Genomic DNA, 22,987 nt, shown 5'->3' with positions numbered 1-22,987 from the left:
CGTCGTTCTCGATCAGCGGGAACAGCCAGTCGGTGCTGTGTAGAAGGCTTCGCCGACGTCCGTCCAGGAGCCCGCGCCGCCCGCGGTGAGAGAGAGGCTCTGATCGCTGGGCCAGCCGACCTCCCCGACCGAGCAGTGCACCCCGTACCGCCGGCACCACTGCCCGAAGGTCGTCACCGCCGCCACGAAGACATGCTCGTCGGTGCCGCCCTGCTTGTCCGAGCGCAGGGTCGTGCCCGTGCCGCCGGGGTAGAAGTGCTGCGAGTACACGGTCCGGTCCAGCGGGTCCTGGATCCACGGCCCGTCGGGTGCGATCGCGGCGACCGTGCCCGTCGTCGCCTCCCGCATCCCCTCGACCCAGATCGTGTGCCGATCGCCGGTTCCCCGGACGGCCGACACCACGGCCTGCGTGTAGGCCTTGTAGGTCTCGACGGGGACCAGCGACCGCTTCACCTCGTTGAAGAGGTCGTAGGCGGCGATGCGTCCGTCGTTCTGGAACTCCGCCGCGAGCAGGGTCCAGACCCTCTGCGCCTGGGATACCGAGAGCCCGGATCCGAACCAGACGGTCCCCTCGGGCAGATCGCCCTGGCTCGCCGGATAAGTGCCGTTGTTGTGCAGGTCGAGCACGACCCGCATGCCGGCGGCGCCGATGGCGGCGATCTCGGTCCGGAGCAGCGCGACCGCCGCCGGATCGAGCCCCTTCGCCAGAGCGTCGTCGGTGCTCTCCCCGTCGGCCTGCGGCTGCAGGAGCGACCAGGGCACCGCGAGCCGGACCAGGGTGAGCCCGCGGTCCGCCAGGAACTCGTAGCTCTCGGCCGGATTCCCGGCGGTGCAGTCGACTCCGACGTCGACGCGCGACTGCAGATCGAACACGTTGACGCCGCGGAGGTAGGACCGGCCGCCCAGGTAGTCGTCGACCGAGCCGATGGCAGGCGCGGGCGACGCGGAAACGGACGACGGCGCGCAGGCCACGGGAGCAGTTCCGTCGCTCCGCTCGAGGAGCCGCACGGCGACCACGACGAGGGCCGCGACCACCACGACGGCCAGGAAGATCAGCAGCGGGCGGCGGAGCCCATGGCGCGGCCGATCGCGTGCAGCGGCGATGCGAGCCTCCCGAGCCTGCCTGCCCGGTGCGGCCACCGGATCGCCGCTGAGGCTAGCAGAGCTCCGCGACGCGTCAGCGCACCGCCACCGTCGCGCGGTCGCGGCCGGTGAGGTCGCGCTGCGTGGTCGCTCCGCGCCAGCCGTCGGCGGTGAGCAGGGCGCGGATCTCGGCGCCCTGCAGCTCGCCGTGCTCCATCACCAGCACTCCCCCGGAGCGGAGCAGGCGGAGGGCGGTCGCCGAGAGCGAGCGGACGACGTCCAGGCCGTCCTCGCCGCCGTAGAGCGCCGAGGGCGGGTCGAACAGGCGCACCTCCGGGTCGCGCGGGACGGCGGCGGCCGGGATGTAGGGCGGGTTGGAGACGACGACGGAGACGGTGCCGTCCAGCTCGGGAAGCGCCCGGGCGAGGTCGTCGAAGACGATGCGGGCGTTCTCGAGCCCGAGCCGCTCGCGGTTGCCACGGGCCCAGATGAACGCCTCGGGAGCGTTCTCCACCCCGATCACGCGCGCGTGCGGCACCTCGTGCGCGAGCGCGAGCGCCAGGGCTCCGCTGCCCGTGCCGAGGTCGACGGCGATCGGCTCCGGGTCGACGACCGCGCGGAGCGCGTCGATCGCGATCTGCGCGACGCCCTCGGTCTCCGGGCGCGGGACGAACACGCCGGGTCCGACCGCGAGCTCGAGCGAGCGGAACGGTGCGATCCCGGTGATGTGCTGCAGGGGCTCGCGAGCCGACCGGCGCTCGATCGCGCTCGCGAACGCCGCGGCGTGCTCCTCGTCGACGCTCAACCCCGTGATGAGGCGCGCCTGCAGCCGGCCGCGGCCGAGCCCGAGCAGGTGCCCGAGAAGCAGCTCCGCGTCGACGTCCGGCGTGGGGACGCGGGCGGCGGCGAGGCGGGCGACCGCGTCCGCGAGGAGGGTGCGCGCGTCGACACCGGTGGTCACGAGGGTCACGCCTCCTCGGAGCCGATGTCAGCCAGGCGGGCCTCCTCGTCGGCCTGGATGGCGCTCTCCACCACCGGGTCGAGCGCGCCGTTCATCACGCCGTCGAGGTTGTACGCCTTGTAGCCGGTGCGGTGGTCGGCGATGCGGTTCTCGGGGAAGTTGTAGGTCCGGATGCGCTCGGAGCGGTCCATCGTGCGGATCTGCGTCTTGCGCGCGTCCGAGGCCGCCGCGGCGATCTCCTCCTGCTGGCGGGCCAGGATGCGAGCGCGGAGCACGCGCATGCCCGCCTCGCGGTTCTGCAGCTGGCTCTTCTCGTTCTGCATCGACACGACGATGCCGGTCGGGAGGTGGGTGATCCGCACGGCGGAGTCGGTCGTGTTGACGGACTGCCCGCCGGGACCGGAGGAGCGGTAGACGTCGATCTTCAGGTCGTTCTGGTTGATCGCGACCTCCTCGGGCGCGTCCACCTCGGGGAACACGAGCACGCCCGTGGTCGAGGTGTGGATCCGCCCCTGCGACTCGGTCACGGGGACGCGCTGCACCCGGTGCACGCCGCCCTCGTACTTGAGGTGCGCCCACACGCCCTGCGAGGGATCGGTGGCGTTGCTCTTGATCGCGACCTGCACGTTCTTGTAGCCGCCGAGGTCGGACTCGTCGCGGTCGAGGATCTCCGTCTTCCAGCCCTTCGCCTCGGCGTAGTGGAGGTACATCCGGAGGAGGTCGGCCGCGAACAGCGCGCTCTCGGCTCCGCCCTCGCCGCCCTTGATCTCCATGATGACGTCGCGGCCGTCGTCGGGGTCGCGCGGGATGAGCAGGCGCCGCAGCTTCTCCTGCGCCACCCGCAGCGACTCCTCCAGCTCGGGGACCTCCTCCGCGAAGGCCTCGTCCTCGCGGGCGAGCTCGCGCGCGGCCTCGAGGTCCTCGCCGGCCTCGATCCAGGCGGAGTGGGCCGCCTTGATCTGGCTCAGCTCCGCGTAGCGCCGGTTGACCTTCTTGGCGCGGGCGGCATCGGCGTGGAGAGCCGGGTCGGAGAGCTGCGTCTGCAGGTCCTCGTGCTCGGCGAGGAGGACGCTGACGGATTCGAACATGGGGTCCTGGCTTCCGGAGGTGGTCGGGGTCGGGCTCATCGCCCGGGGACGCGAAAACGTCCGCGGCCGCCCCCGGTGACAGGGGCGACCGCGGACGTCAGGGCGCTAGTGGTGGCCGTTGCCGTGGCCGGCGGTGGCCGGGCCGACGGCCGACTTCGAGACCTGCATGAGGAACTCGACGTTGGACGAGGTCTCCTTCAGGCGCGACAGGATGATCTCGAGCGCCTGCTGCTGGTCGAGCCCGGCGAGGGCGCGGCGCAGCTTCCAGGTGATCTTGACCTCGTCGGCGCTGAGCAGCATCTCCTCGCGGCGCGTGCCGGAGGCGTTCACGTCGACGGCGGGGAAGATCCGCTTGTCGGCGAGGTGACGGGAGAGGCGGAGCTCCATGTTGCCGGTGCCCTTGAACTCCTCGAAGATCACCTCGTCCATCTTCGAGCCGGTCTCGATGAGCGCCGTCGCGAGGATGGTGAGCGAGCCCCCGTTCTCGATGTTGCGCGCCGCTCCGAAGAACTTCTTCGGCGGGTACAGCGCCGAGGCGTCCACGCCGCCCGAGAGCACGCGGCCCGAGGGAGGAGCGGTCACGTTGTAGGCGCGGCCGAGCCGGGTGATGGAGTCGAGCAGCACGACCACGTCGTGGCCCAGCTCGACCAGGCGCTTGGCGCGCTCGATCGCGAGCTCGGCGACGGTCGTGTGGTCCTCGGCCGGGCGGTCGAAGGTGGAGGCGACGACCTCGCCGCGCACGGTGCGCTGCATGTCGGTGACCTCCTCCGGACGCTCGTCGACCAGGACGACCATCAGGTGGACCTCGGGGTTGTTCTGCACGATCGCGTTGGCGATCTGCTGCAGGACGATGGTCTTGCCGGCCTTGGGCGGCGCGACGATCAGGCCGCGCTGTCCCTTGCCGATCGGGGCGACCAGGTCGATGATCCGCTGGGTCAGCTTGCCGGGCTCCGTCTCGAGGCGCAGGCGCTCGGTCGGGTAGAGCGGCGTGAGCTTCTGGAACTCGACGCGCGCAGCGGCCTCCTCGACGGTCTGGCCGTTGATCGAGTCGACGCGGACGATCGCGTTGTACTTCTGGCGGCCGCCGCCCTCGCCCTCGCGGGGCTGGCGGATGGCGCCGACGACCGCGTCGCCCTTGCGCAGGTTGTACTTCTTGACCTGTCCGAGGGAGACGTAGACGTCGCTGACGCCGGGCAAGTACCCGGTGGTGCGTACGAAGGCGTAGTTGTCGAGGACGTCGAGGATGCCGGCGACCGGGATGAGGACGTCGTCCTCGCCGATCTCGGGCTCGAAGTCGTCGCCGATCGCTCCGCCGCGGCGCTTGCGGTCGCGGTAGCGGCTGCGGCGGCCGTCCTCGCCCTCGGCCTGCTGGCCGTTCTGGGGCTGTCCGGAGCCGTTCTGCTGAGGAGCCTGCTGGCCCTCGGACTGCGCGGCGCGCGCGCCCTGACCGTTCTGCGGCTGGGACTGCGCGGCGGGGCTCTGCTGAGCATCGTTCTGGCGGTCGTCCCCGCGGTTGCGGTTCCGGTTGCGTCGGTTGCGGCCGCGGCCGGTGCCCTGCTGGTCGCCGTTCTGCTGCTCCTGCTGGTCGCCGGAGTCGGAGGAGTCGGCGTCGTTCTCGGCGGGCGCCTGCTCGGCCTGCTCGCTCTGCTCGGAGGCGCCCCCGCGGCTGCGGCGGCGTCCGCGGCGCTCGCGCTGGCCGCCCTCGCGGGAGGAGTCGTCCGACTCCGGCCCGTTGGGCAGCTCGATGTCGATGACGGGCTTCGCGGCCTGGTCGGCGTCGCGGTCCTGCTCGATGACGGGGAGGTCGGGGATCAGCGACTCCACGCCGGTCCCGCCGGGGATGTTGAGGTGCTCGCCGGCGGCGACGGTGCCGCTGGAGGCGCGGCGCGAGCTGCGTCGGCGGGGCGCGCGCTCGGCGGGCTCGGCGACCGGCTCGGCCGCCGCGGGGAGCTCGAGCTCGACGGGGGCCGACTCGGCGGCCGTCGCGGAGGGCTCGTCGACTATGGGCGCGGCCTGCTCGAGGACGTCGGCCGTGTCGGCCTCGGTGCTCTCGACGGGCGTCGGCAGCTCCGCCGGCGCCTCGGGCTGCGGAGCGGACTGCTCGGCCACATCGGCCGGCTCGGCCTCGACGCCGGTGGCGTCGACGTCCGGGGCGACCGCTGCGTCGTCCGGAGCGACCGCGTCGGCGATCGCGGCGGGCGCGTCCTCGGCGGAGGCGGCGCGCAGGTCCGAGATGGCCTGGACCAGCTCGCCCTTGCGGAGCTTGGAGGCGCCGCCGAGGCCGAGCCGCGTCGCGAGAGCCTGGAGCTCGGCGACGCGCAGACCGGAGAGGTCGGCGGTGAGGTCCACGGCCGAGCCGTGGGTGTTGACGTCTGTCACTGGAGAGGGTTCCTTCCCCCCGGGAACGAGTGCTCACCGGGAGAGCTCATCGACCGTGCGGTGCCATCGCGTGTTCTGATCCACGCGATGCTCTCGGCCGCCGGGACCGACTGCCGCAGAGAGCGAGGAGAGGGCCCGGAGACCAGGCGCCGGTCTGCAAGAGGAGCAGGGGCGCCCTTCACACGATGTGATGGCCGTGGTTGTCGGGACGATCCGTCGGACAGATTCCGCTCGTTACGCGGTTCCTCGGGATGCGGTCCCCACTGTAGCACCCTTGAAGTCGACGGCCAGCATGTGCGCGCGCCACGGCGTGGGGGCCTCCCGCTCCACCAGATCCGCGGCGGCGAGGCGCTGGGCGGGGTCGCTGCAGAGCACCAGGACGCTCGGTCCGGCACCCGAGACGACGGCCGCGTAGCCGTTCGAGCGCAGCAGCGCGATCAGCGCTGAGGTCTCGGGCATGGCGGCCGCGCGGTAGTTCTGGTGCAGCTTGTCCTCGGTCGCCGCGAACAGCAGCTCCGGGCTCTGGATGAGGGCGGCGATCAGGAGCGAGGAGCGCGAGACGTTGAACACCGCGTCCTCGTGCGGCACGCTCTGCGGCTGCAGCGAGCGTGCCAGCCGCGTCGACATGGTGTGCTCGGGCACGAAGACGACCGGGGACACGCCGCGGTGGACCATGAGCTTCTTGGAGCGCGGTCGCAGCGGCGAGTCGTCGGCGCCGGAGGCGTGCGGCTCGACCCAGGCGATCGTGAGGCCGCCGAACAGTGCGGGCGCCACGTTGTCGGGGTGCCCCTCCATCTCGGTGGCGATGCGGAGGAGGTCGTCCGAGTCGAGCTCGACGACGCCCTCGAGCAGGCCCTTCGCGGCCATGATGCCGGAGACGATCGCGGCGCCGGACGAGCCCATCCCGCGGCCGTGCGGGATGATGTTGCGCGCGATCACCTCGATGCCGGGCATCTCCTGCCGCTGGTCGGCGAACGTGTACGCGATGGCCTGCACGACGAGGTTCGTCTCGTCGGTCGCCACCTCGCCCTCGCCGACTCCGTGCACGGTGACCCGCGCACCCGTGGCCGCGACGGCCGTCACGTCGAGCTCGTCGTAGAACGAGAGCGCCAGGCCGAGCGTGTCGAAGCCGGGGCCCAGGTTCGCCGAGGTGGCGGGGACCTTGACGTGGACGGTGCGGCCGACGGGAACCGCCGAGGTCATGCGCCGGCCAGCCCCAGCACGTCCGCGATCGCGGCGGTGTCGACCGGGACGACGGTCGGCGTGATGTCCGCGCCGTCGGCCGTGCGGAGCGCCCACTGCGGGTCCTTGAGCCCGTGGCCGGTGACCGTCAGGACGACGGTCGCGTCCTTCGGGATCGCTCCGGCCTCGGCGCGCTCGAGGAGCCCCGCGACGCTGATCGCCGACGCCGGCTCGACGAAGACGCCGACCTCGCCCGCGAGGATGCGGTACGCCTCGAGGATCTTCTCGTCGCTGATCGCGCCGAAGTAGCCGTCGCTGACGGTGCGCGCGTTCAGGGCGAGCTCCCACGAGGCCGGGTTGCCGATCCGGATCGCGCTGGCGATCGTCTCGGGGTGGCGGACCGGGGCGCCGTGCACGATCGGAGCGGAGCCCTCGGCCTGGAAGCCGAACATGCGCGGGAGGCGGGTCGACTCGCCGCGCTCCAGCTCCTCCGAGTAGCCGCGGAAGTAGGCGGTGTAGTTGCCCGCGTTGCCGACCGGGACGATGTGGAAGTCCGGCGCGTCGCCCAGCACCTCGACGACCTCGAAGGCCGCGGTCTTCTGGCCGGCGATGCGGTCCGGGTTCACCGAGTTGACCAGGTGGACCGGGTAGTTCTTCGCGAGGTCGCGGGCGATGTCGAGGCAGTCGTCGAAGTTGCCCTGCACCTGCAGCAGCTGCGCGTTGTGCGCGATCGCCTGGCTGAGCTTGCCCAGGGCGATCTTGCCCTCCGGCACCAGGACGGCCGCGGTGATGCCGGCGTGCGTCGCGTAGGCGGCGGCCGACGCGGAGGTGTTGCCGGTCGAGGCGCAGATGACGGCCTTCGCGCCGTGCTCGACGGCCTTCGAGATCGCCATGGTCATGCCGCGGTCCTTGAAGGAGCCGGTCGGGTTCATGCCCTCGTACTTGACCCACACCTTCGCGCCCGTGCGCGCCGAGAGGGCCGCTGCGGGGATGAGCGGCGTGCCGCCCTCGCCGAGAGTGATGACCGGGGTCGCCTCGGTGACATCGAGGCGGTCCGCGTACTCGTGCAGGACTCCGCGCCACTGCTTGGCCATCTCAGGCTCCTTCAACTCGTAGAACGGACGTCACGGCGCCGACGAAACCATGCGAATGGAGGGCGGTGACGGTGGCCGCCAGATCGGATTCCGCCGCGGCGTGCGTGCCGATGACCAGGGTAGCGGTCGGCTCGCGCCGCTCCGCACCGCCCTGCTCCTCCAGCGGGTCGGCACTGGGCGGGGTCTGCACCAGGGTCTCGACCGAGACGCCGTGGTCGGCGAAGACGCCCGCGATCTGCGCGAGCACGCCGGGGCGGTCGAGCACCTCGAGGGTGACCTGGTATCGGGTCGTGACGTGTCCGATCGGGAGGACCGCAAGTCCGGAGCTCGCGCTGGTCACCAGGCCGGGGCCGCCGACGACGTGACGGCGGGCGGCCGAGACGACGTCTCCGAGGACGGCGGAGGCCGTCTCGATCCCGCCGGCGCCGGCGCCGTAGAACATCAGGTCGCCGGCCGCCTCCGCCTCGACGAAGACCGCGTTGTTGGCCCCGTGCACGGCCGCGAGCGGGTGGGAGCGGTGCACGAGCGCGGGGTAGACCCGCGCGGACACGCCCTCCACGCCGGTCTTGGCGTCGGTCAGCCGCTCGCAGATCGCGAGCAGCTTGATCACATAGCCGGAGTCGCGGGCCTGGTCGACCTGCGCCTTCGTGATGCCGGTGATCCCCTCGCGGTGCACCAGGGTGACCGGGACGTCGGTGTGGAACGCGAGGCGGGCGAGGATCGCCGCCTTCTGCGCCGCGTCGTAGCCCTCGATGTCGGCGGTCGGATCGGACTCGGCGTAGCCGAGCTCGGTCGCGCGGGCGAGCGCGTCCTCGAGGCTCGCGTGCTCGGTGTCCATCCGGTCGAGGATGTAGTTGGTCGTTCCGTTGACGATGCCGAGGATGCGGTGGACCCGGTCGCCGGCGAGGCTGTCGCGCAGCGGCCGGATGATCGGGATCGCGCCGGCGACGGCCGCCTCGTAGTTGAGCTGGGCGCCCACCTGGTCGGCGGCCTCGAAGAGCTCGTTGCCGTGGGCGGCGAGCAGCGCCTTGTTGGCCGTGATCACGTCCGCGCCCGACGAGATCGCCGTGAGGATGTGGCTGCGGGCGGGCTCGAGCCCGCCGATCAGCTCGACCACGATGTCGGCGCCCAGGATCAGCGACTCGGCGTCGGTGGTGAGCAGGTGCTTCGGGATGTCGGCGGTGCGGGGCGCGTCCACGTCCCTGACGGCCACGCCCACGAGCTCCAGCGGCGCCCCCACGCGCTGGGCGAGCTCGTCGCCGTGGTCGAGCAGGAGGCGCGCCACCTGGGCACCGACGGACCCGGCGCCCAGCAGGGCGACGCGGAGGCTGCGGTACTCGATCATCGGGAGGTGGCCTTTCGTTCGATGCCGGCGTCGCGGCGGAGGAGGTCCTCCTCGGTCTCGCCGCGCACGAGGACGCGCGAGCGCCCGTCGCGGACGGCGACCACCGGGGGGCGCCCGAGGTAGTTGTAGTTGCTGGCGAGCGACCAGCAGTAGGCGCCGGTCGCGGCGACGGCGAGCAGGTCGCCCGGTCGCACGTCCGCGGGCAGGAAGTCGTCGTGGACGACGATGTCGCCCGACTCGCAGTGCTTCCCGGCCACCCGCACGAGGGCGGGCTCGGCCGAGGAGGAGCGGTCGGCGATCCGCGCCGTGTAGTCGGCGCCGTAGAGCGCCGGACGGGCGTTGTCGCTCATGCCGCCGTCGACGCTGACGTAGCGGCGGACCGCGGTCGAGCCCTCGGAGCCGACCGTCACGTCCTTCACGGTGCCCACCTCGTAGAGGGTGACGCCGGCGGGCCCGATCAGCGAGCGGCCGGGCTCGATCGCGATGTGCGGCACCGGGACGCCGCGGGCGGAGCACTGCTCGGCGACCGCGTCGGCGACGGCGGCCGCGATCTCGGCGATCGGGGTCGGGTCGTCGGCACTGGTGTACGCGATGCCGAAGCCGCCGCCGAGGTTGAGCTCCGGCACGGGCCCGTCCGCGAGCAGTGCCGCGTGGACGTCGAGCAGGCGCGACGCCGACTCCGCGAACCCGGCGGAGCCGAAGATCTGGGATCCGATGTGGCAGTGCAGCCCGAGGAACCGCAGGGAGGAGAAGGAGCGGATGCGGGCGACCGCGGCCGGGCAGTCGGCGAGTGCGAGGCCGAACTTCTGGTCCTCGTGCGCCGTGGCGAGGAACTCGTGGGTGTGCGCGTGCACTCCGCTGTTGACCCGGAGGCGCACCGCCTGCACGCGGCCGTGCCGCTCGGCCGCGGCTGCGACGCGCTCGATCTCGACGAGGCTGTCGAGCACGATCGTGCCCGCGCCCACCTCGACGGCCCTGTCGATCTCGCGGAGCGACTTGTTGTTGCCGTGGAGGCCGAAGCGCTCGGGCTCGATCCCGGCGGCGAGGGCCACTGCCATCTCGCCGCCGCTGGAGAGGTCGAGGTTCAGGCCCTCGTCGCGCATCCAGCGGGCGACCTCGGTCGAGAGGAACGCCTTGCCCGCGTAGTAGACCGTGACGCCGGTGCCGATGCGGCCGAGCTCGCGGGCGAAGACCTCGCGCATCTCGACGGCCCGGCGGCGGGCGTCGGCCTCGTCCACCACGTAGAGAGGAGTGCCGTGCTCGCGCACCAGCTCGGCGACGGGCACTCCGGCGATCCGGATCCCGCCGTCCTCGCCGCGCTCGGCGCTGTCCGGCCACACGCCGTCGGCCAGGGCGTTCGGGTCGGCGGGCGTGTGCAGCCACTCAGGCGCGAGCGGATGCCGGGGGGCGCGGGCGCGGGCGTCGACGGTGTCCACGGGTGAGACCTCACAGGAGAGAGTGGGAGCGTCACTGCGGGGCGAGCGGGTCCGGATTGACCCCTGAAGCCAGCGATGTCAGTGTTCGGCCCGCGGAAGACGCCGGCACAGGGCTCCGATCCTACCGGTCCGGGGCGGCGGCGCCGCGCGGGCTCAGGCGCACGTGCCCGGTTCCTGCTCCGCGGGGTCGCTGAGGAACGTCGGAGAGAGCGCGAAGCTCGCGTTCAGCGACTCGTCGGCGACCTCGACTCCGGTCAGCGTCAGTCCGCGCGGCACCGAGTCCGCGATGCACACGGAGGACGGAGCGAGCAGGTCGCCGGAGACGGCGCCGAAGCGGTCGCGGAAGTCGGTCGCCGAGAAGGTCGCACCGGCGGCGGAGACCTCGGCCGGGGTCAGCCGGATGGCGCCGTCCACGGCGGCGAGCTCCATCCCCACGCCCGCGCCGAGCCGGAGACCCAGCACCTCGACGGAGGCGGTCACGCGCACGAGCGGAGCGTCCAGCGTCACCTCGTCGACAGGAACGGTGCTGCGCTCGGTGACGAGCCGCGACACCGAGGCCGCGTCGATCGCGACCGTGGTGCTGCCGGACTCGACCGCTCCGACGCCGCTCACCGGCACCCCGATCAGGGTCGCAGCGACGTCGCCGTCGAGCTCGCCGAACGTCACGTCCGGGCTGCGCAGGTCGAGCCGGTCCAGCCGCCCCGAGACGAGCTGCGGGAGCACGGCCCAGCCGGCGACGTCGACGTCCACCGCCCGGTCCACGGGCAGTGCGAGCGCCTCGCGGAGGCTCGCGGCGGCGCGGTCCGCGACGGCGCGGCGGGCGAGCGAGTCGCCCACCACCGCCGCGACCACGAGCAGCACCAGCACCACGACGACCACCACGGCCGCGCGTCCCCCGCGCCGGCGCCGCGGCGCAGCCCCCGACGCGCTCACATCCGGTCCGGGGCCGTGACGCCCAGCAGGGAGAGCCCGTTGCGGAGCACCTGCCCGGTCGCCTCGTTCAGGCGCAGCCGGGTCGAGTGCACGGCCTCGACCGGGTCCTCGCCCTGCGGCACGACCCGGCAGTTGTCGTACCAGCGGTGGTAGAGGCCGGCGACCTCCTCGAGGTACCGCGCGACGCGGTGCGGCTCGCGCAGCTCCGCGGCGTGCGCCACGATGCGCGGGAACTCCTGCAGGCCGCCGAGCAGCGCCGACTCGGTCGGATGCACCAGCGTCTCGGGCGCGAACGGCTCGACGGGGACGCCCGACGCCGCGGCCTTCGCCGCGACCTGGCGGGTGCGCGCGTGGGCGTACTGCACGTAGTAGACGGGGTTGTCGTTGCTCCGCTTGGTCAGCAGGTCGAGGTCGATGTCGAGGGTCGAGTCGGCCGAGGAGCGCACCAGCGAATAGCGCGCGGCGTCCACGCCGACGGCCTCCGTGAGGTCCTCCATCGTGACGACGGTCCCCGCCCGCTTGGACATCCGGACCGCCTCGCCGTCGCGGAGCAGGTTGACCAGCTGGCCGATCAGGATCTCGAGGTTCACGCCCGGGGTGTCGCCGAACGCCGCGCACATCGCCATCATCCGGCCGATGTAGCCGTGGTGGTCGGCGCCGAGCATGATGATCGCCCGATCGAAGCCGCGCTCGCGCTTGTCGAGGTAGTAGGCGAGGTCGCCCGCGATGTAGGCCGCCTCCCCGTCGCTCTTGATGATGACGCGGTCGCGGTCGTCGCCGAACGAGGTGGTCCGCAGCCAGGTGGCGCCGTCCGCCTCGAAGATGTGCCCGAGCTCGCGGAGGCGCTCGATCGCGCGGTCGACGGCGCGCGACTCGTGCAGGGAGTTCTCGTGGAAGTACACGTCGAAGTCGACGCCGAACTCGTGCAGGCTCTGCTTGATCTCGCCGAACATCAGCTCGACGCCGATCGAGCGGAAGGTCTCGGCGAGCTCCTCCTCGGGCAGGACGGCGAGGTCGCCCGGGTAGGCGGCCGCGACGCGCTCGGCGATGTCGCCGATGTAGGCGCCGCCGTAGCCGTCCTCCGGGGTCGGCTCGCCGCGGTGGGCGGCGAGGAGGCTCCGCGTGAAGCGGTCGATCTGCGCGCCGTGGTCGTTGAAGTAGTACTCGCGGGTCACCTCGGCGCCCTGCGAGAGGAGCATCCGGGCCAGGCTGTCGCCGACCGCCGCCCAGCGCGTCCCGCCGATGTGGATGGGGCCGGTGGGGTTGGCGGAGACGAACTCGAGGTTCATCCGGACGCCGGCGTAGGCGGACCCGGTGCCGTAGGCCTCGCCCGCCTCGACGATCGCGCCGGCAAGGGCGCCCGCGGCCGCGGCCTCGAGCCGGACGTTGAGGAAGCCGGGACCGGCGACCTCGACCGTGGCGACGCCCTCGACCGCGCCCAGCCCCTCGGCCAGCTCGGCGGCGAGCTCGCGCGGGTTCGCGCCGACCCGCTTCGCGAGCTTCATCGCGATGTTCGAGGCCCAGTCGCCGTGGTCGCGGTTCTTCGGGCGCTCCAGCACGACGTCCGAGAGCTCGACGCCCGCATCGCTCCCCCGTCGCTGCACGGCGTCGAGGACGAGGGCGTGCAGGGAGGCGGCGAGCTGTTCGGGAGTCACGGGGAGCGATTCTACCGGCCGCCGCGCCCGCGCCCCCCGTCCCTCCTGCACCGCGGGGCCGCTCGGCAGGGCGGCGTTGCTAGGGTGCGACGCATGCGCCGTCCCGCCGCCCTCCTCCTCGTCGCCCTCGCCGCGGCGGCCCTCTCCGGCTGCTCCCCCGCGGCCGACCCGGAGCCGAGCGCGAGCGGCGCCGTCAGCGGCACGCCGATCCCCCTCGCCTGCGAGCAGCTGGTCCCGGCCTCGGCGCTCGCGGGCCTGTGGGGCGGATTCTCCCCGGACGACGGCATCGGGACCACCGCCGTCTCCGAGGAGATCGCCCAGTACGACGGCCTGGTCTGCGGATGGTCCGACGATTCGGGCGCCGAGCTGCAGCTGGCCGTGGCCCACCTCGACCCCGCGGTGATCGAGGCGCTCAAGAACGAGTTCTTCACCACCAGCAAGGCCGTCCCCACCTACGGCAAGCCGCCGGAGATCGAGGGCTACTACCAGGTGGCCGAGGGGCGGGGCGTCGCGGACGCCTTCGTCGGCGAGTACTGGATCGAGGCGTCCAGCGCCTCCTTCGTCGAGCCGGGCGACCCCGAGCCGCTCGTGCGGTCGGCGATCGGCGTCCTCGCCGGCTGAGCCCCGGCGTCAGCCCAGGCGCACCGGCGAGACGTGGTCGTCGACGAGCGCCGCGTCGCAGTCGGCCTCCACGCTCATCCCGGTCAGGCGCAGGTCCGTCAGGTAGCTGCTGAGGAACGCGGTGTCAGCCGTGTCCCGGCCGGACGAGATGCGCAGCATCGACCCGCGCGGAGCCAGCCGGGTCGCGTCCACGACGTGCCAGGCGCCGCCCACCCAGGCCTCCGTGACCGCGTGGAAATCCCGCGGCTCGAGGCCCGGCGCGTAGACCGCCGTCACCCGGGCGGGGATGTCGAGGGCGCGGAGCAGCCCGGCGACCGTGTGCGCGAAGTCCCGGCACACGCCCTGGCCGCTCTCGATGACCTGCGCCGCTCCCCCGGTGCCGACCGTCGACCCGTAGACGTACGACAGGTGGCCGTGCACCCATTCCTCGACGGCCGTCAGCGCCTCGAAGCCCCGGGCCCGCCCGAATTCGCGCCGGGCTATCCCGCCGAGCACGTCCGCCTCGGCGTACCGGCTCGGCCGCAGGTACTCGACGAGCTCGAGCTCGCTCGGCTCGTCCGGAGCGCCGTGCCCGGCGACCCGCGCCCGGTACTCGACCCGCAGGTCGCCCTCGTTCCCCGCGACGCGGTGCACGCGGGCGCCGTGCCGCGCCGGGAACTCCCGCACCGGCACGTCCTGCCCGTCGAGCCGGACGGTGAAGGAGTCCTCGAACGAGTCGCCCGTGGGCGTCGCCGCCACCAGGAAGATCAGGTCGGTCGGGCCGTTCAGACGCAGATCCAGCGAGGCGGAGACGGTGCGCAGCATGGCTCCATCGTGGCATGCGCGAGGACCGCTCCCGGCGTCGGGGCCCGCCCCGCCCGGGTGCTAATGTGGTCAGGCACTCCTGGCCCCCATAGCTCAGGGGATAGAGCACTGCCCTCCGGAGGCAGGGGCGTAGGTTCGAATCCTACTGGGGGCACATCTGCGGTCCTCCGCTCCCCTCCCTCGCCTGCGGGAGCTCAGCTCCGGTGCTCGACGCCCCTCGTGGCGCACCCCTCCACCACGGACCGAGCGGCGTCACCCGGTGGGCGACCGAGTCCGACCGTGGCGCTCCTCACCCGGCGCTCCGACCCTCCCCGGACAGCACGAAGGCCCGCGATCGTCGATCACGGGCCTTCGGGACGTTCACCACCGGCACTCGGCCGGTCGGGCTCACTCGTAGAGGTGGAAGGTGCCGGCGCAGTCGGCCGAGCAGAAGCCGTCGCGGCGACGGGCCGAGGCCGCTCCGCAGGCTTCGCAGCGGCGGCGTCCGAGCATCCGCGAGATCAGGCTCTGAGGCGCCGACGCGACCACCGAGACCGGGGTGTCGGGGCGCACGGGGGCTCCCGTGGTCGAATTGAGCTGGATCCCAGCGGTGTCGCGCGTGGCGCGAAGCATCCGTGTTCCTTCCGATCGGTGAACCATGTGCGAGCGCTGTATTGCCAGTCCCTGAGATTCTGCGAAGGGCTTGACGCGGCTCGCGATCGAGAGGAGCCGATATCGACATCTGTCGGTCAGTCGGGATCGACCCGGGGAACGACGAACAGCCGCGCCCCCTCCTGGCGGAGAGAGGCACGGCTGTTCGGGCGTCGGGGATCGGTGGGCGGACGACGCCGGAGCTCATGGGAGCGGGGCGTCGAGCCCGGAACGACCGGGAAGTGGGCCTAGTACGCGCCGCTGGTGCTCCGGGTGTCGATCGGAACCGTCGGTGCGGGAACCGGCACCGGTCGCAGGGCGGGGAGCGAGGCGCTCCTGCCCGTGCGGAACGGCAGCAGGACGAGCATGACGGGAAGAACGACGATCCACAGGAGGACCGACAGCGCGAGACGCGCCCAGATGGAAAGAATATCGAGCATTTTTGTGCCGCCTTCGGGTGACGGTAGAGGTGAACTTCGCAAACAGGATCATCGGGCCGACGGGGAGAGAAGAGTAGAAATGCGCCACTGATCGCGCCTCTCCCGCCACGCCCCCGAGCGGTCTGTTGCTCCTCATTCGTCGCCCAGCGCCGATCGAATGGGTCGATCCCGCATCCGATCGACACACGGCCCGCCCAGTGCGTCCTCCTGGGAGCCGGGCCGTAGGGTGAGCGCGTGAAGATCCTTGTCGTCGAAGACGATCCAGCCATGGGTGAGGCCCTCGTCGGCGGCCTCGAAGACGCCGGCTACGAGGCCGTGCTGACCACGAACGGCATCGACGCGCTCGTCGCGTTCAGCAACGCCGAGTTCTCGGCCGCCATCGTGGACGTCATGCTGCCGGCGATGTCGGGCTTCGAGATCTGCCGCCGGATCCGCGAGCTCGGCCGGCCCACGCCGATCATGCTGCTGACCGCGCGGGACGCGATCGAGGACCGCGTCTTCGGCCTCGACGCCGGAGCGGACGACTACCTGACCAAGCCGTTCGCGTTCACCGAGCTCAACGCGCGCCTCCGGGCCCTCCTGCGCCGCAGCCCGTCGCTGATGTCCACCTCGATCGACGTCGGACGCATCACCGTGGACGGATCGAGCATCCGGCGCACCGCCGACGGCTCGCGCATCCACGTCAGCCCGAAGGAGCTCGAGCTCCTCAAGCTCCTCATCACTCCCGTCGGCTCCGTCGTGACCCGCCAGCGGATCCTCTCCGAGATCTGGGGCGGCGGCGAGATCGTCGACAACAACATCGTCGACCAGTACGTCAGCTACCTGCGCAAGAAGCTCCCGACCGAGGACACGGGCGTCAGCATCGTTACCGTCCGCGGCAAGGGCTACTTCCTCCGCCCGGTCGAATAGCCCGTGTCGCGGATGAGCACGGCACGCCGCCGGGTCGGCGCGCTCTCGATCCGCGCGAGGATCACCGTGGGAACGGTCGCTGTGGCGACCGCCCTCTTCGCGCTCGCGGCGCTGCTCTTCTACCAGGTGGTCACCGGCATCGTCGACCGCAGCGAGCGGACGATCCTGATGTCGATCGAGGACGAGGTGCGCCGCGACATCTCGGCGGGCAACGTCCCGCGCACGCAGGGCTCGTCGACGGGCCAGCTGTTCCTCGCTCTCGCGCCCGACGGGAGCGTCAGCACCTCGACCATGCCCTCGCGCCTGAGCGGCGAGGTGCTCAGCGCTCTGGCGGAGGAGCCGGCCGACACCTCGCCCCGGTACGCCGACGTGACGACGGCGAACGGCAGCTACCTGGTTCGCTTCACGGCCATCGAGAGCGATCGCGGCGTCTGGCAGGTCGCCTCCGCCCGCGATCAGGCCGCGTCGCAGCTCGTCCTCGACGACTTCGCCCACGTGCTCGTCTACGCCGCGATCTTCCTCGTCGTCACGTTCGGGCTCGCCTCGTGGATCCTGACGGGCGCGGCCCTCGCCCCGGTGCGCCGGATGCGGGCGCGCGCGGATCAGATCGCCGCCGAGCCCGGGCAGGGCGACCAGCTCCCGGTCGTCGGCACGCGCGACGAGATCGACGAGCTCGCGGTGACGCTGAACGCGTTCCTGACCAAGCAGACCGCGTCGCTGGCCCGGGAGAAGCAGATGGTGTCGGATGCGAGCCACGAGCTCCGCACTCCCCTCGCCGCGCTCTCCGCGCAGCTCGAGATCGCCCACCACCGCGTCGACGATCCGGTCGCGGTCGACCGGGTCATCCTCGATGCGCAGAAGAGCGTCGACCGGCTCGTGCGCCTCGCGTCCGCCCTGCTCGACATCTCGCGCATCGAGAGCCGCACCGTCCGCCCGACCGCTCCCTTCGCCGAGCTCGTCGACGAGCTGGTGGGCGCCGTCGACCGCACCCGCCTGCTCGCCTCGGAGTCGGGGGTGGAGATCGACTACGAGATCGACGAGCGCGAGCCCGCGCGGCTCTACGCGGTCGCGTCCCAGGACTTCGGCCGGGTGATCGACAACCTCGTGAGGAACGCGATCCAGGCGATGAACGGCGGCGGCATGATCGTCGCCTCCCTCTCGCAGTCGGACGGGCGCCTGATGCTCAGCGTCTCGGACGACGGACCGGGGATGCCCGACGCCTTCATCCCGGTCGCCTTCGACCGCTTCTCCCGCCCGGACGACTCCCGGACCCTCGCCTCCGGCGGCAGCGGTCTGGGGCTGGCCCTGGTGCACACCACCGTGCTCTCGGCCGGCGGGACGGTCGCCCTGGTCAACCGCTCCCCCCGGGGTCTCGCGGTCGACATCGTCCTCCCGCCCGTCGGCTCCGCCTGAGCCGCCCCGCCCCCGGAATGACGAAGGCCCCCGGCGGACCGGGGGCCTTCGTGGATGATCGTCAGCGCGGGTCGTCCTCGGGGCGGACGGGCTGCGGCTGCGGGTCGCCGACCGCGGCGGGCGGCGGAGCCCAGGCCGTCTGCGGCGCCTCCGCCGGGGAGGTGCCGCCGTCGAGCAGGTTGCGCGCGCGGTTGACCACCTCGGGGTCCACGAGCACGGAGTAGCTTGTCGCGATCACCTGCATGGTCGAGGTGAAGTCGCGACGGCGGCGGTTCACGGCGTAGGAGGCGAGCCCGAAGAGCATCCCGAAGCCGGCGCCGAGGAGGACCGCCGCGATGAGGAAGGAGAACTCCGTCGTCGGCGAGAAGATGATGAGCAGGAGGCCCAGGAAGACACCGAGCCAGGCGCCGGAGGCCGCTCCGGCGAGGGCGACGCGGCCCCAGGTGAGCTTGCCGGTCACCCGCTCGACGCTCTTGAGCTCGTTGCCGATGATGGCGAGCTGGCGCACCGGGAAGTCGGCGCGGGCGAGCACGTCGACGGCGGCCTGCGCCTCCTGGTACGTGTCGAACGTGGCGAGGATCTCCCCGCGCGGGATCGTGGGGAAGGCCGGCCCTCGGCCGCTGAACGGCGTCTGCTGAGTCACCCGGACAGAATCGCACAGGCCACTTGAAGGTCTCTGAACGGATTCGGAGAACCGGCCGAGGGCGAGCCGGGAACGCTCGGCGTCCGCCCGGCTGCACGGGACTAGGTTTGTAGCCGTGAGTTCCGCCAGAGTCTTCGTCGCGCGCTTGGCCGGATGCAGTGTCTTCGACCCGGCCGGCGATCGCGTCGGCAAGGTCCGCGACGTGCTCCTGGTCTACCGGCAGAACGACGCCCCGCGGGTGGTCGGCCTGGTGGTCGAGATCCCCGGGCGCCGTCGGGTCTTCGTGTCGATCGGCCGGGTCACCAGCATCGGCAGCGGCCAGATCATCACCACCGGGCTGATCAACGTGCGCCGCTTCGAGCAGCGGGGCGGCGAGGTCCGCGTCATCGCCGAGCTCCTCGGCCGCCGGGTGAGCTTCGTGGACGGCTCCGGTGACGCGGTCGTCGAGGACGTCGCGATCGAGGAAGCCGCTCCCGGCGAGTGGGAGCTCGCGCAGCTCTTCGTCCGCCGGCCCAAGACCAGCCCCTCCCCCTTCGCCAAGGGCGCGACCGCCTTCGCCGGCTGGCGCGAGGTCCGCGAGAGCGTCTCGACCGAGGCGCAGTCCGCCGAGCAGTACGTCGCCAGCCTCTCCGAGCTCAAGCCCGCCGACCTCGCCAGCACGCTCCTCGACCTGCCGCAGCAGCGGATGCTCGAGGTCGCCGGCGAGCTCTCGGACGACCGCCTCGCGGACGTGCTCGAGGAGATGCCCGAGAGCGAGCAGGTCGAGATCCTCGGCCGGCTCGACGACGACCGCGCAGCCGACGTCCTCGACCAGATGCAGCCGGACGACGCGGCCGACCTGATCGCCCAGCTCTCGGAGGAGCGCGGCGAGGCGCTCCTGGAGCTGATGGAGCCGGAGGAGGCCGACGACGTCCGCATGCTCCTCACCTACGCCCCGGAGTCCGCCGGCGGTCTGATGACCACGGAGCCGATCATCGTCTCCTCCGAGGCGACCGTCGCCGAGGGTCTCGCCCTCATCCGCCGCCACGAGCTCGCCCCGGCCCTCGGCGCCGCCGTCTGCGTCACACTGCCGCCCTACGAGCCGCCGACCGGCCGCTTCCTCGGCATGGTGCACTTCCAGCGGATGCTCCGCTACCCGCCGCACGAGCGCCTCGGCACCCTGCTCGACCAGAGCATGGACCCGATCACGCCCGAGACCTCGGCGGCCGAGGTCGCCCGGATCCTGGCCAGCTACAACCTCGTCTCGGTGCCCGTCGTCGACGCGTCCCACCGCCTCGTCGGCGTCGTGACCATCGACGACGTCCTCGACTACCTCCTCCCCGACGACTGGCGCAGCCACGGCGACGACGACGAACCGAGGAGGCCGGTGACGACGGCGACGCAGGGCGTCCCGCTCGTGCCGCCGGCACCCGCGGCGACAGGCAGGACACGACGGGGACGGAGGGGCGCGCGTGGCTAGGGACACCAAGCAGGACCGGCGCCTGGACGCTCCCAAGGGCTTGCGCACCCGCGTCCTCTCGCGGCGGAACCGCCCGAGCAGCGACCGCTTCGGCCGCCTGACCGAGTCGTTCGCCCGCGGCATGGGCACGCCGTGGTTCCTGGTCGGGATGACGATCTTCTGCGTCTTCTGGCTGATGTTCAACACCTACGGGCCCGCGGACGCTCGCTTCGACTCTCAGGCCCTCGGCTTCACGGTGCTGACGCTGATCCTCTCGCTGCAGGCCTCCTACGCCGCGCCGCTCCTGCTGCTCGCGCAGAACCGACAGGACGACCGCGACCGCGTGCAGATCGAGCAGGACCGGCAGCGGGCCGAGCGCAACCTCGCGGACACCGAGTACCTCGCGCGCGAGGTCGTGGCCCTGCGCCTGGCGATCCGCGACATGGCGAGCAAGGACTTCATCCGCTCGGAGCTGCGCGGCCTGCTCGAGGAGCTCGAGAAGGATCGGGCGCAGGAGCCCGAGCGGCGCGATGCCTGACGTCGCCGCCATCGAGACCGCCGTCAGGACGGCGCTGGCCCGGGTCGTCGATCCGGAGATCCGGAAGTCCATCACCGAGCTCGACATGCTCGAGTCGGTCGAGGCGGCCGTCGACGGAGCGGTCCGCGTCGCGATCCGGCTGACCATCGTCGGCTGCCCGGCCGCCTCCGCGATCGAGCGCGACGTGCGCGAGGCCGCGGCCTCGGCTCCCGGAGTCACGGCGGTCGACGTCGTGGTCGGAGTCATGACGCCGGCGCAGCGCACCGCCCTCACCGAACGCCTCCAGGGCGGCCGCCGGAGCATGCCCTTCGGCCCGGACTCGCTCACCCGCGTGTACGCGGTCACCAGCGGCAAGGGCGGCGTCGGCAAGTCGACCGTCACCGCCAACCTCGCGGTCGCCCTCGCTCAGCGGGGTCTCGCGGTCGGCCTCGTGGACGCCGACGTGCACGGCTTCTCCATCCCCGGCCTGCTCGGCCTGATGCACGACGGGCGCGTCGCGGGGCCCACCCGCGTCGGCGAACTGATGCTGCCGCCGGTGGCGCACGGCGTGAAGGTCATCTCGATCGGGATGTTCCTCGAGGGCGACACCCGGGGGGCGGCCGTCTCCTGGCGCGGACCCATGCTGCACCGCACGATCTCCCAGTTCCTCACCGACGTGTACTTCGGCGACCTCGACGTGCTCCTGCTCGACCTGCCTCCCGGCACGGGGGATGTGGCGATCTCCATCGGGCAGCTGCTCCCGCATGCGGAGGTCCTCATCGTCACCACCCCGCAGCCGGCGGCCGCCGACGTGGCCGAGCGCAGCGGCGCGCTCGCCCGCCAATCGGGCCAGCGCATCGTCGGAGTGGTCGAGAACATGTCGGGGCTTCCGCAGCCCGACGGCTCGGTGCTGGAGCTCTTCGGCAGCGGAGGCGGGGCCGAGGTCGCGCGTCGGCTCACTGCGACGGGCGACGAGGTGCCGCTACTCGCGTCGCTGCCGATCTCCGTCGCGCTGCGGGCGGGGGGCGACGAGGGCGTGCCCGTCGTCGTCGGCGATCCGGAGGATCCTGCCGCCCGGGCGATCGACGCCCTGGCGGCGACGCTCGCCGCGCGGCCGCGGGGACTGACCGGCCGTCGTCTTCCGCTCGCCGTCGGCTGACGCCTCCGCGCGGCTTCGTGCGGGCGGCGTCGGTCGAGACGCCCGCCCGACGCTCCTCGCGGAGCAGGGCTCAGGTGGCCTCGGAGTCGATCGGCGGCGGCGCGACGCTCGAGAGCGTGCCGGACGAGACGGAGCGCTGCATCGTCGTGTAGTAGCTGTCCTGCGCGGAGCCGGTGCCGCCCGGCACGACCGGAGCGGCGACAGCGGTGGGCGGCTTCACGGTGGGGGCCGGATCGTCCTCGAGCAGGGCGTCGCGGATGATGCGGCGGGGATCGTACTGGCGCGGGTCGAGCTTCTTCCAGTCGACGTCGTTGAACTCGTCGCCCATCTCGTCCTTGACGCGCTCCCGGGCCTGCGTGGCGAATCCGCGCACCTTGCGCACGAGCTGCCCGAGCTGGGCGGCGTAGTGCGGGAGGCGGTCGGGACCCAGCACGAAGACAGCGATGACCCCGATGATGAGGAGCTTGTCGAACGTCAGACCGAACACGAGGACAACACTAACCCGCCGCGCCTCCCTCGCGGAGCCCGCGCGCCACCGTACCCTGACGATGCCCGGGCGCGATCCGCTCGGTGCACCGATCAGAGGAGCGCCCCCGTGTCCGACAAGGATGCCAACTGGAAGTACGCCGAGGACGCGGTCGTCGAGTCGGAGGCCATCGCCTCGGCCCGCCGGCTCTCGGTCGAGCTGGGCATCGACGCCGTCTCCCCCTCGATCGGAGCGCAGGCCGCGCTGGTCGCCGCCGCGGCGCGCGCGACCTCCATCATCGAGATCGGCACCGGCACCGGAGTGAGCGGCCTGTGGCTGCTCGACGGCGCCCCCGAGGCGATGCTCACCTCGATCGACTCCGAGGCCGTGCACCAGCAGCACGCGCGCGCCCAGTTCCACGAGGCGGGCATCTCGCCCAACCGGCTGCGGCTCATCCCGGGCCGCGCCCTCGAGGTGCTGCCCCGGATGAACGAGAACTCCTACGACATCGTCTTCGTCGACGGCGATCCGCTGCAGGTCATCGAGAACGTCGAGCACGCGCTGCGGCTCGTCCGTCCGGGCGGGACGGTCCTCGTCCCCCACGCGCTCTGGCGCGGACGCGTGGCCAACCCCGCGCAGCGCGACGAGATCGCGACGGCGTTCCGCACGCTGGTGGCCGAGGTCTGCGCCTCCCCCGCCGTGGTCAGCGTGCTCTCGCCGATCGGCGACGGCCTGCTGCAGGCCAACAAGCGCCGCGCCTGACGAGCGCGGCCGACCGAGGAAAGACGGAA

The 22,987-nt window shown here is 72.5% G+C and carries 22 protein-coding genes and 1 tRNA gene; 8 read left to right on the top strand and 15 right to left on the bottom strand.

The genetic code is table 11. From position 1 onward, the window contains the following. Positions 1 to 12: 12 nt before the first annotated feature. The 10 genes from C5C56_RS03395 to argS form a co-directional block, all read right to left on the bottom strand. Entirely contained in the window at positions 13 to 1,140 is a 1,128-nt protein-coding gene (locus C5C56_RS03395) for a glycoside hydrolase family 5 protein (protein ID WP_104225566.1), read from the bottom strand. A 37-nt stretch (positions 1,141 to 1,177) separates the two neighbouring features. Further along, entirely contained in the window at positions 1,178 to 2,053 is an 876-nt protein-coding gene (prmC, locus tag C5C56_RS03390; RefSeq protein WP_104237567.1) for a peptide chain release factor N(5)-glutamine methyltransferase, read from the bottom strand. Next, positions 2,050 to 3,132 (bottom strand): peptide chain release factor 1, encoded by a 1,083-nt coding sequence (gene prfA / locus C5C56_RS03385; protein WP_104257071.1) that lies wholly within the window; start codon positions 3,130 to 3,132, stop codon positions 2,050 to 2,052. The genes prmC and prfA overlap by 4 nt, the downstream gene beginning before the upstream one ends. Positions 3,133 to 3,237: 105 nt before the next feature. After that, a complete protein-coding gene (rho, locus tag C5C56_RS03380; protein ID WP_104319107.1) occupies positions 3,238 to 5,511 on the bottom strand; it encodes a transcription termination factor Rho in 2,274 nt (757 codons plus the stop codon). A 234-nt stretch (positions 5,512 to 5,745) separates the two neighbouring features. Next, positions 5,746 to 6,714 (bottom strand): homoserine kinase, encoded by a 969-nt coding sequence (gene thrB / locus C5C56_RS03375; protein ID WP_104225562.1) that lies wholly within the window; start codon positions 6,712 to 6,714, stop codon positions 5,746 to 5,748. After that, entirely contained in the window at positions 6,711 to 7,787 is a 1,077-nt protein-coding gene (gene thrC, locus C5C56_RS03370; protein WP_104223003.1) for a threonine synthase, read from the bottom strand. The genes thrB and thrC overlap by 4 nt, the downstream gene beginning before the upstream one ends. A gap of 1 nt (position 7,788) precedes the next feature. Beyond that, positions 7,789 to 9,132, bottom strand: coding sequence for a homoserine dehydrogenase (locus C5C56_RS03365; RefSeq protein ID WP_104225561.1), 1,344 nt, complete (start codon positions 9,130 to 9,132; stop codon positions 7,789 to 7,791). Then, positions 9,129 to 10,568, bottom strand: coding sequence for a diaminopimelate decarboxylase (lysA, locus tag C5C56_RS03360; protein ID WP_104225560.1), 1,440 nt, complete (start codon positions 10,566 to 10,568; stop codon positions 9,129 to 9,131). Before lysA ends, C5C56_RS03365 begins: the two co-directional genes overlap by 4 nt. A 153-nt stretch (positions 10,569 to 10,721) precedes the next feature. Continuing rightward, positions 10,722 to 11,450 carry an LmeA family phospholipid-binding protein gene (locus C5C56_RS03355; protein WP_181133868.1) on the bottom strand — a complete coding sequence of 243 codons (729 nt, stop codon included), beginning with the start codon at positions 11,448 to 11,450 and terminating at the stop codon, positions 10,722 to 10,724. A gap of 47 nt (positions 11,451 to 11,497) precedes the next feature. Beyond that, positions 11,498 to 13,156, bottom strand: a complete 1,659-nt coding sequence (gene argS / locus C5C56_RS03350; RefSeq protein ID WP_104222999.1) for an arginine--tRNA ligase — start codon at positions 13,154 to 13,156, stop codon at positions 11,498 to 11,500. 93 nt (positions 13,157 to 13,249) lie between these two features. On the opposite strand from argS, the gene C5C56_RS03345 reads away from it, so the two are divergent. Beyond that, positions 13,250 to 13,777, top strand: a complete 528-nt coding sequence (locus tag C5C56_RS03345) for a hypothetical protein (protein WP_104237561.1) — start codon at positions 13,250 to 13,252, stop codon at positions 13,775 to 13,777. Between the two features lie 9 nt (positions 13,778 to 13,786). On the opposite strand, the gene C5C56_RS03340 is transcribed toward C5C56_RS03345, so the two are convergent. Then, positions 13,787 to 14,581 (bottom strand): transglutaminase family protein, encoded by a 795-nt coding sequence (locus C5C56_RS03340; protein ID WP_104232730.1) that lies wholly within the window; start codon positions 14,579 to 14,581, stop codon positions 13,787 to 13,789. Positions 14,582 to 14,663: 82 nt separating this feature from the next. On the opposite strand from C5C56_RS03340, the gene C5C56_RS03335 reads away from it, so the two are divergent. Continuing rightward, positions 14,664 to 14,735 (top strand) — tRNA-Arg (locus C5C56_RS03335). 233 nt (positions 14,736 to 14,968) lie between these two features. Here the strand turns inward: C5C56_RS03335 and C5C56_RS03330 are convergent. Both C5C56_RS03330 and C5C56_RS03325 read right to left on the bottom strand, forming a co-directional pair. After that, complete coding sequence (locus tag C5C56_RS03330; RefSeq protein WP_104319106.1) at positions 14,969 to 15,193, bottom strand: hypothetical protein; 225 nt, start codon at positions 15,191 to 15,193, stop codon at positions 14,969 to 14,971. A 266-nt stretch (positions 15,194 to 15,459) separates the two neighbouring features. Further along, positions 15,460 to 15,651, bottom strand: coding sequence for a hypothetical protein (locus C5C56_RS03325; protein WP_104246600.1), 192 nt, complete (start codon positions 15,649 to 15,651; stop codon positions 15,460 to 15,462). 234 nt (positions 15,652 to 15,885) lie between these two features. Here C5C56_RS03325 and C5C56_RS03320 point away from each other — a divergent pair, with 234 nt between their 5' ends. Beyond that, the gene (locus C5C56_RS03320; RefSeq protein WP_258059273.1) at positions 15,886 to 16,560 is read left to right on the top strand and encodes a response regulator transcription factor; all 675 of its coding nucleotides are present in this window, start codon (positions 15,886 to 15,888) and stop codon (positions 16,558 to 16,560) included. Between the two features lie 12 nt (positions 16,561 to 16,572). Then, the gene (locus C5C56_RS03315) at positions 16,573 to 17,973 is read left to right on the top strand and encodes a cell wall metabolism sensor histidine kinase WalK (RefSeq protein ID WP_146076469.1); all 1,401 of its coding nucleotides are present in this window, start codon (positions 16,573 to 16,575) and stop codon (positions 17,971 to 17,973) included. Between the two features lie 61 nt (positions 17,974 to 18,034). Here the strand turns inward: C5C56_RS03315 and C5C56_RS03310 are convergent, their stop codons facing one another. Next, positions 18,035 to 18,616: a general stress protein gene (locus tag C5C56_RS03310; RefSeq protein WP_258063423.1), complete on the bottom strand. Its 582-nt coding sequence runs from the start codon at positions 18,614 to 18,616 to the stop codon at positions 18,035 to 18,037. A 115-nt stretch (positions 18,617 to 18,731) separates the two neighbouring features. Between C5C56_RS03310 and C5C56_RS03305 the strand changes: the two genes are divergently transcribed. Genes C5C56_RS03305 through C5C56_RS03295 form a run of 3 tightly spaced genes read left to right on the top strand, consistent with a single transcriptional unit; the run spans position 18,732 to position 21,730 of the window. After that, positions 18,732 to 20,075, top strand: a complete 1,344-nt coding sequence (locus tag C5C56_RS03305) for a magnesium transporter MgtE N-terminal domain-containing protein (protein ID WP_104319105.1) — start codon at positions 18,732 to 18,734, stop codon at positions 20,073 to 20,075. Further along, positions 20,068 to 20,592 (top strand): DUF1003 domain-containing protein, encoded by a 525-nt coding sequence (locus C5C56_RS03300; RefSeq protein WP_104222991.1) that lies wholly within the window; start codon positions 20,068 to 20,070, stop codon positions 20,590 to 20,592. Before C5C56_RS03305 ends, C5C56_RS03300 begins: the two co-directional genes overlap by 8 nt. After that, positions 20,585 to 21,730: an Mrp/NBP35 family ATP-binding protein gene (locus C5C56_RS03295; RefSeq protein ID WP_104319104.1), complete on the top strand. Its 1,146-nt coding sequence runs from the start codon at positions 20,585 to 20,587 to the stop codon at positions 21,728 to 21,730. Before C5C56_RS03300 ends, C5C56_RS03295 begins: the two co-directional genes overlap by 8 nt. A gap of 70 nt (positions 21,731 to 21,800) precedes the next feature. On the opposite strand, the gene C5C56_RS03290 is transcribed toward C5C56_RS03295, so the two are convergent. After that, the gene (locus C5C56_RS03290) at positions 21,801 to 22,217 is read right to left on the bottom strand and encodes a twin-arginine translocase TatA/TatE family subunit (RefSeq protein WP_146076468.1); all 417 of its coding nucleotides are present in this window, start codon (positions 22,215 to 22,217) and stop codon (positions 21,801 to 21,803) included. Positions 22,218 to 22,325: 108 nt separating this feature from the next. Between C5C56_RS03290 and C5C56_RS03285 the strand changes: the two genes are divergently transcribed. Next, complete coding sequence (locus tag C5C56_RS03285) at positions 22,326 to 22,958, top strand: O-methyltransferase (protein WP_104222989.1); 633 nt, start codon at positions 22,326 to 22,328, stop codon at positions 22,956 to 22,958. The last annotated feature ends 29 nt before the right edge of the window (positions 22,959 to 22,987 follow it).

Source organism: Rathayibacter sp. AY1D1 (assembly GCF_002932635.1).
Classification (GTDB): Bacteria; Actinomycetota; Actinomycetes; order Actinomycetales; family Microbacteriaceae; genus Rathayibacter.
This window is presented reverse-complemented; position numbering and strand designations above follow the sequence as displayed.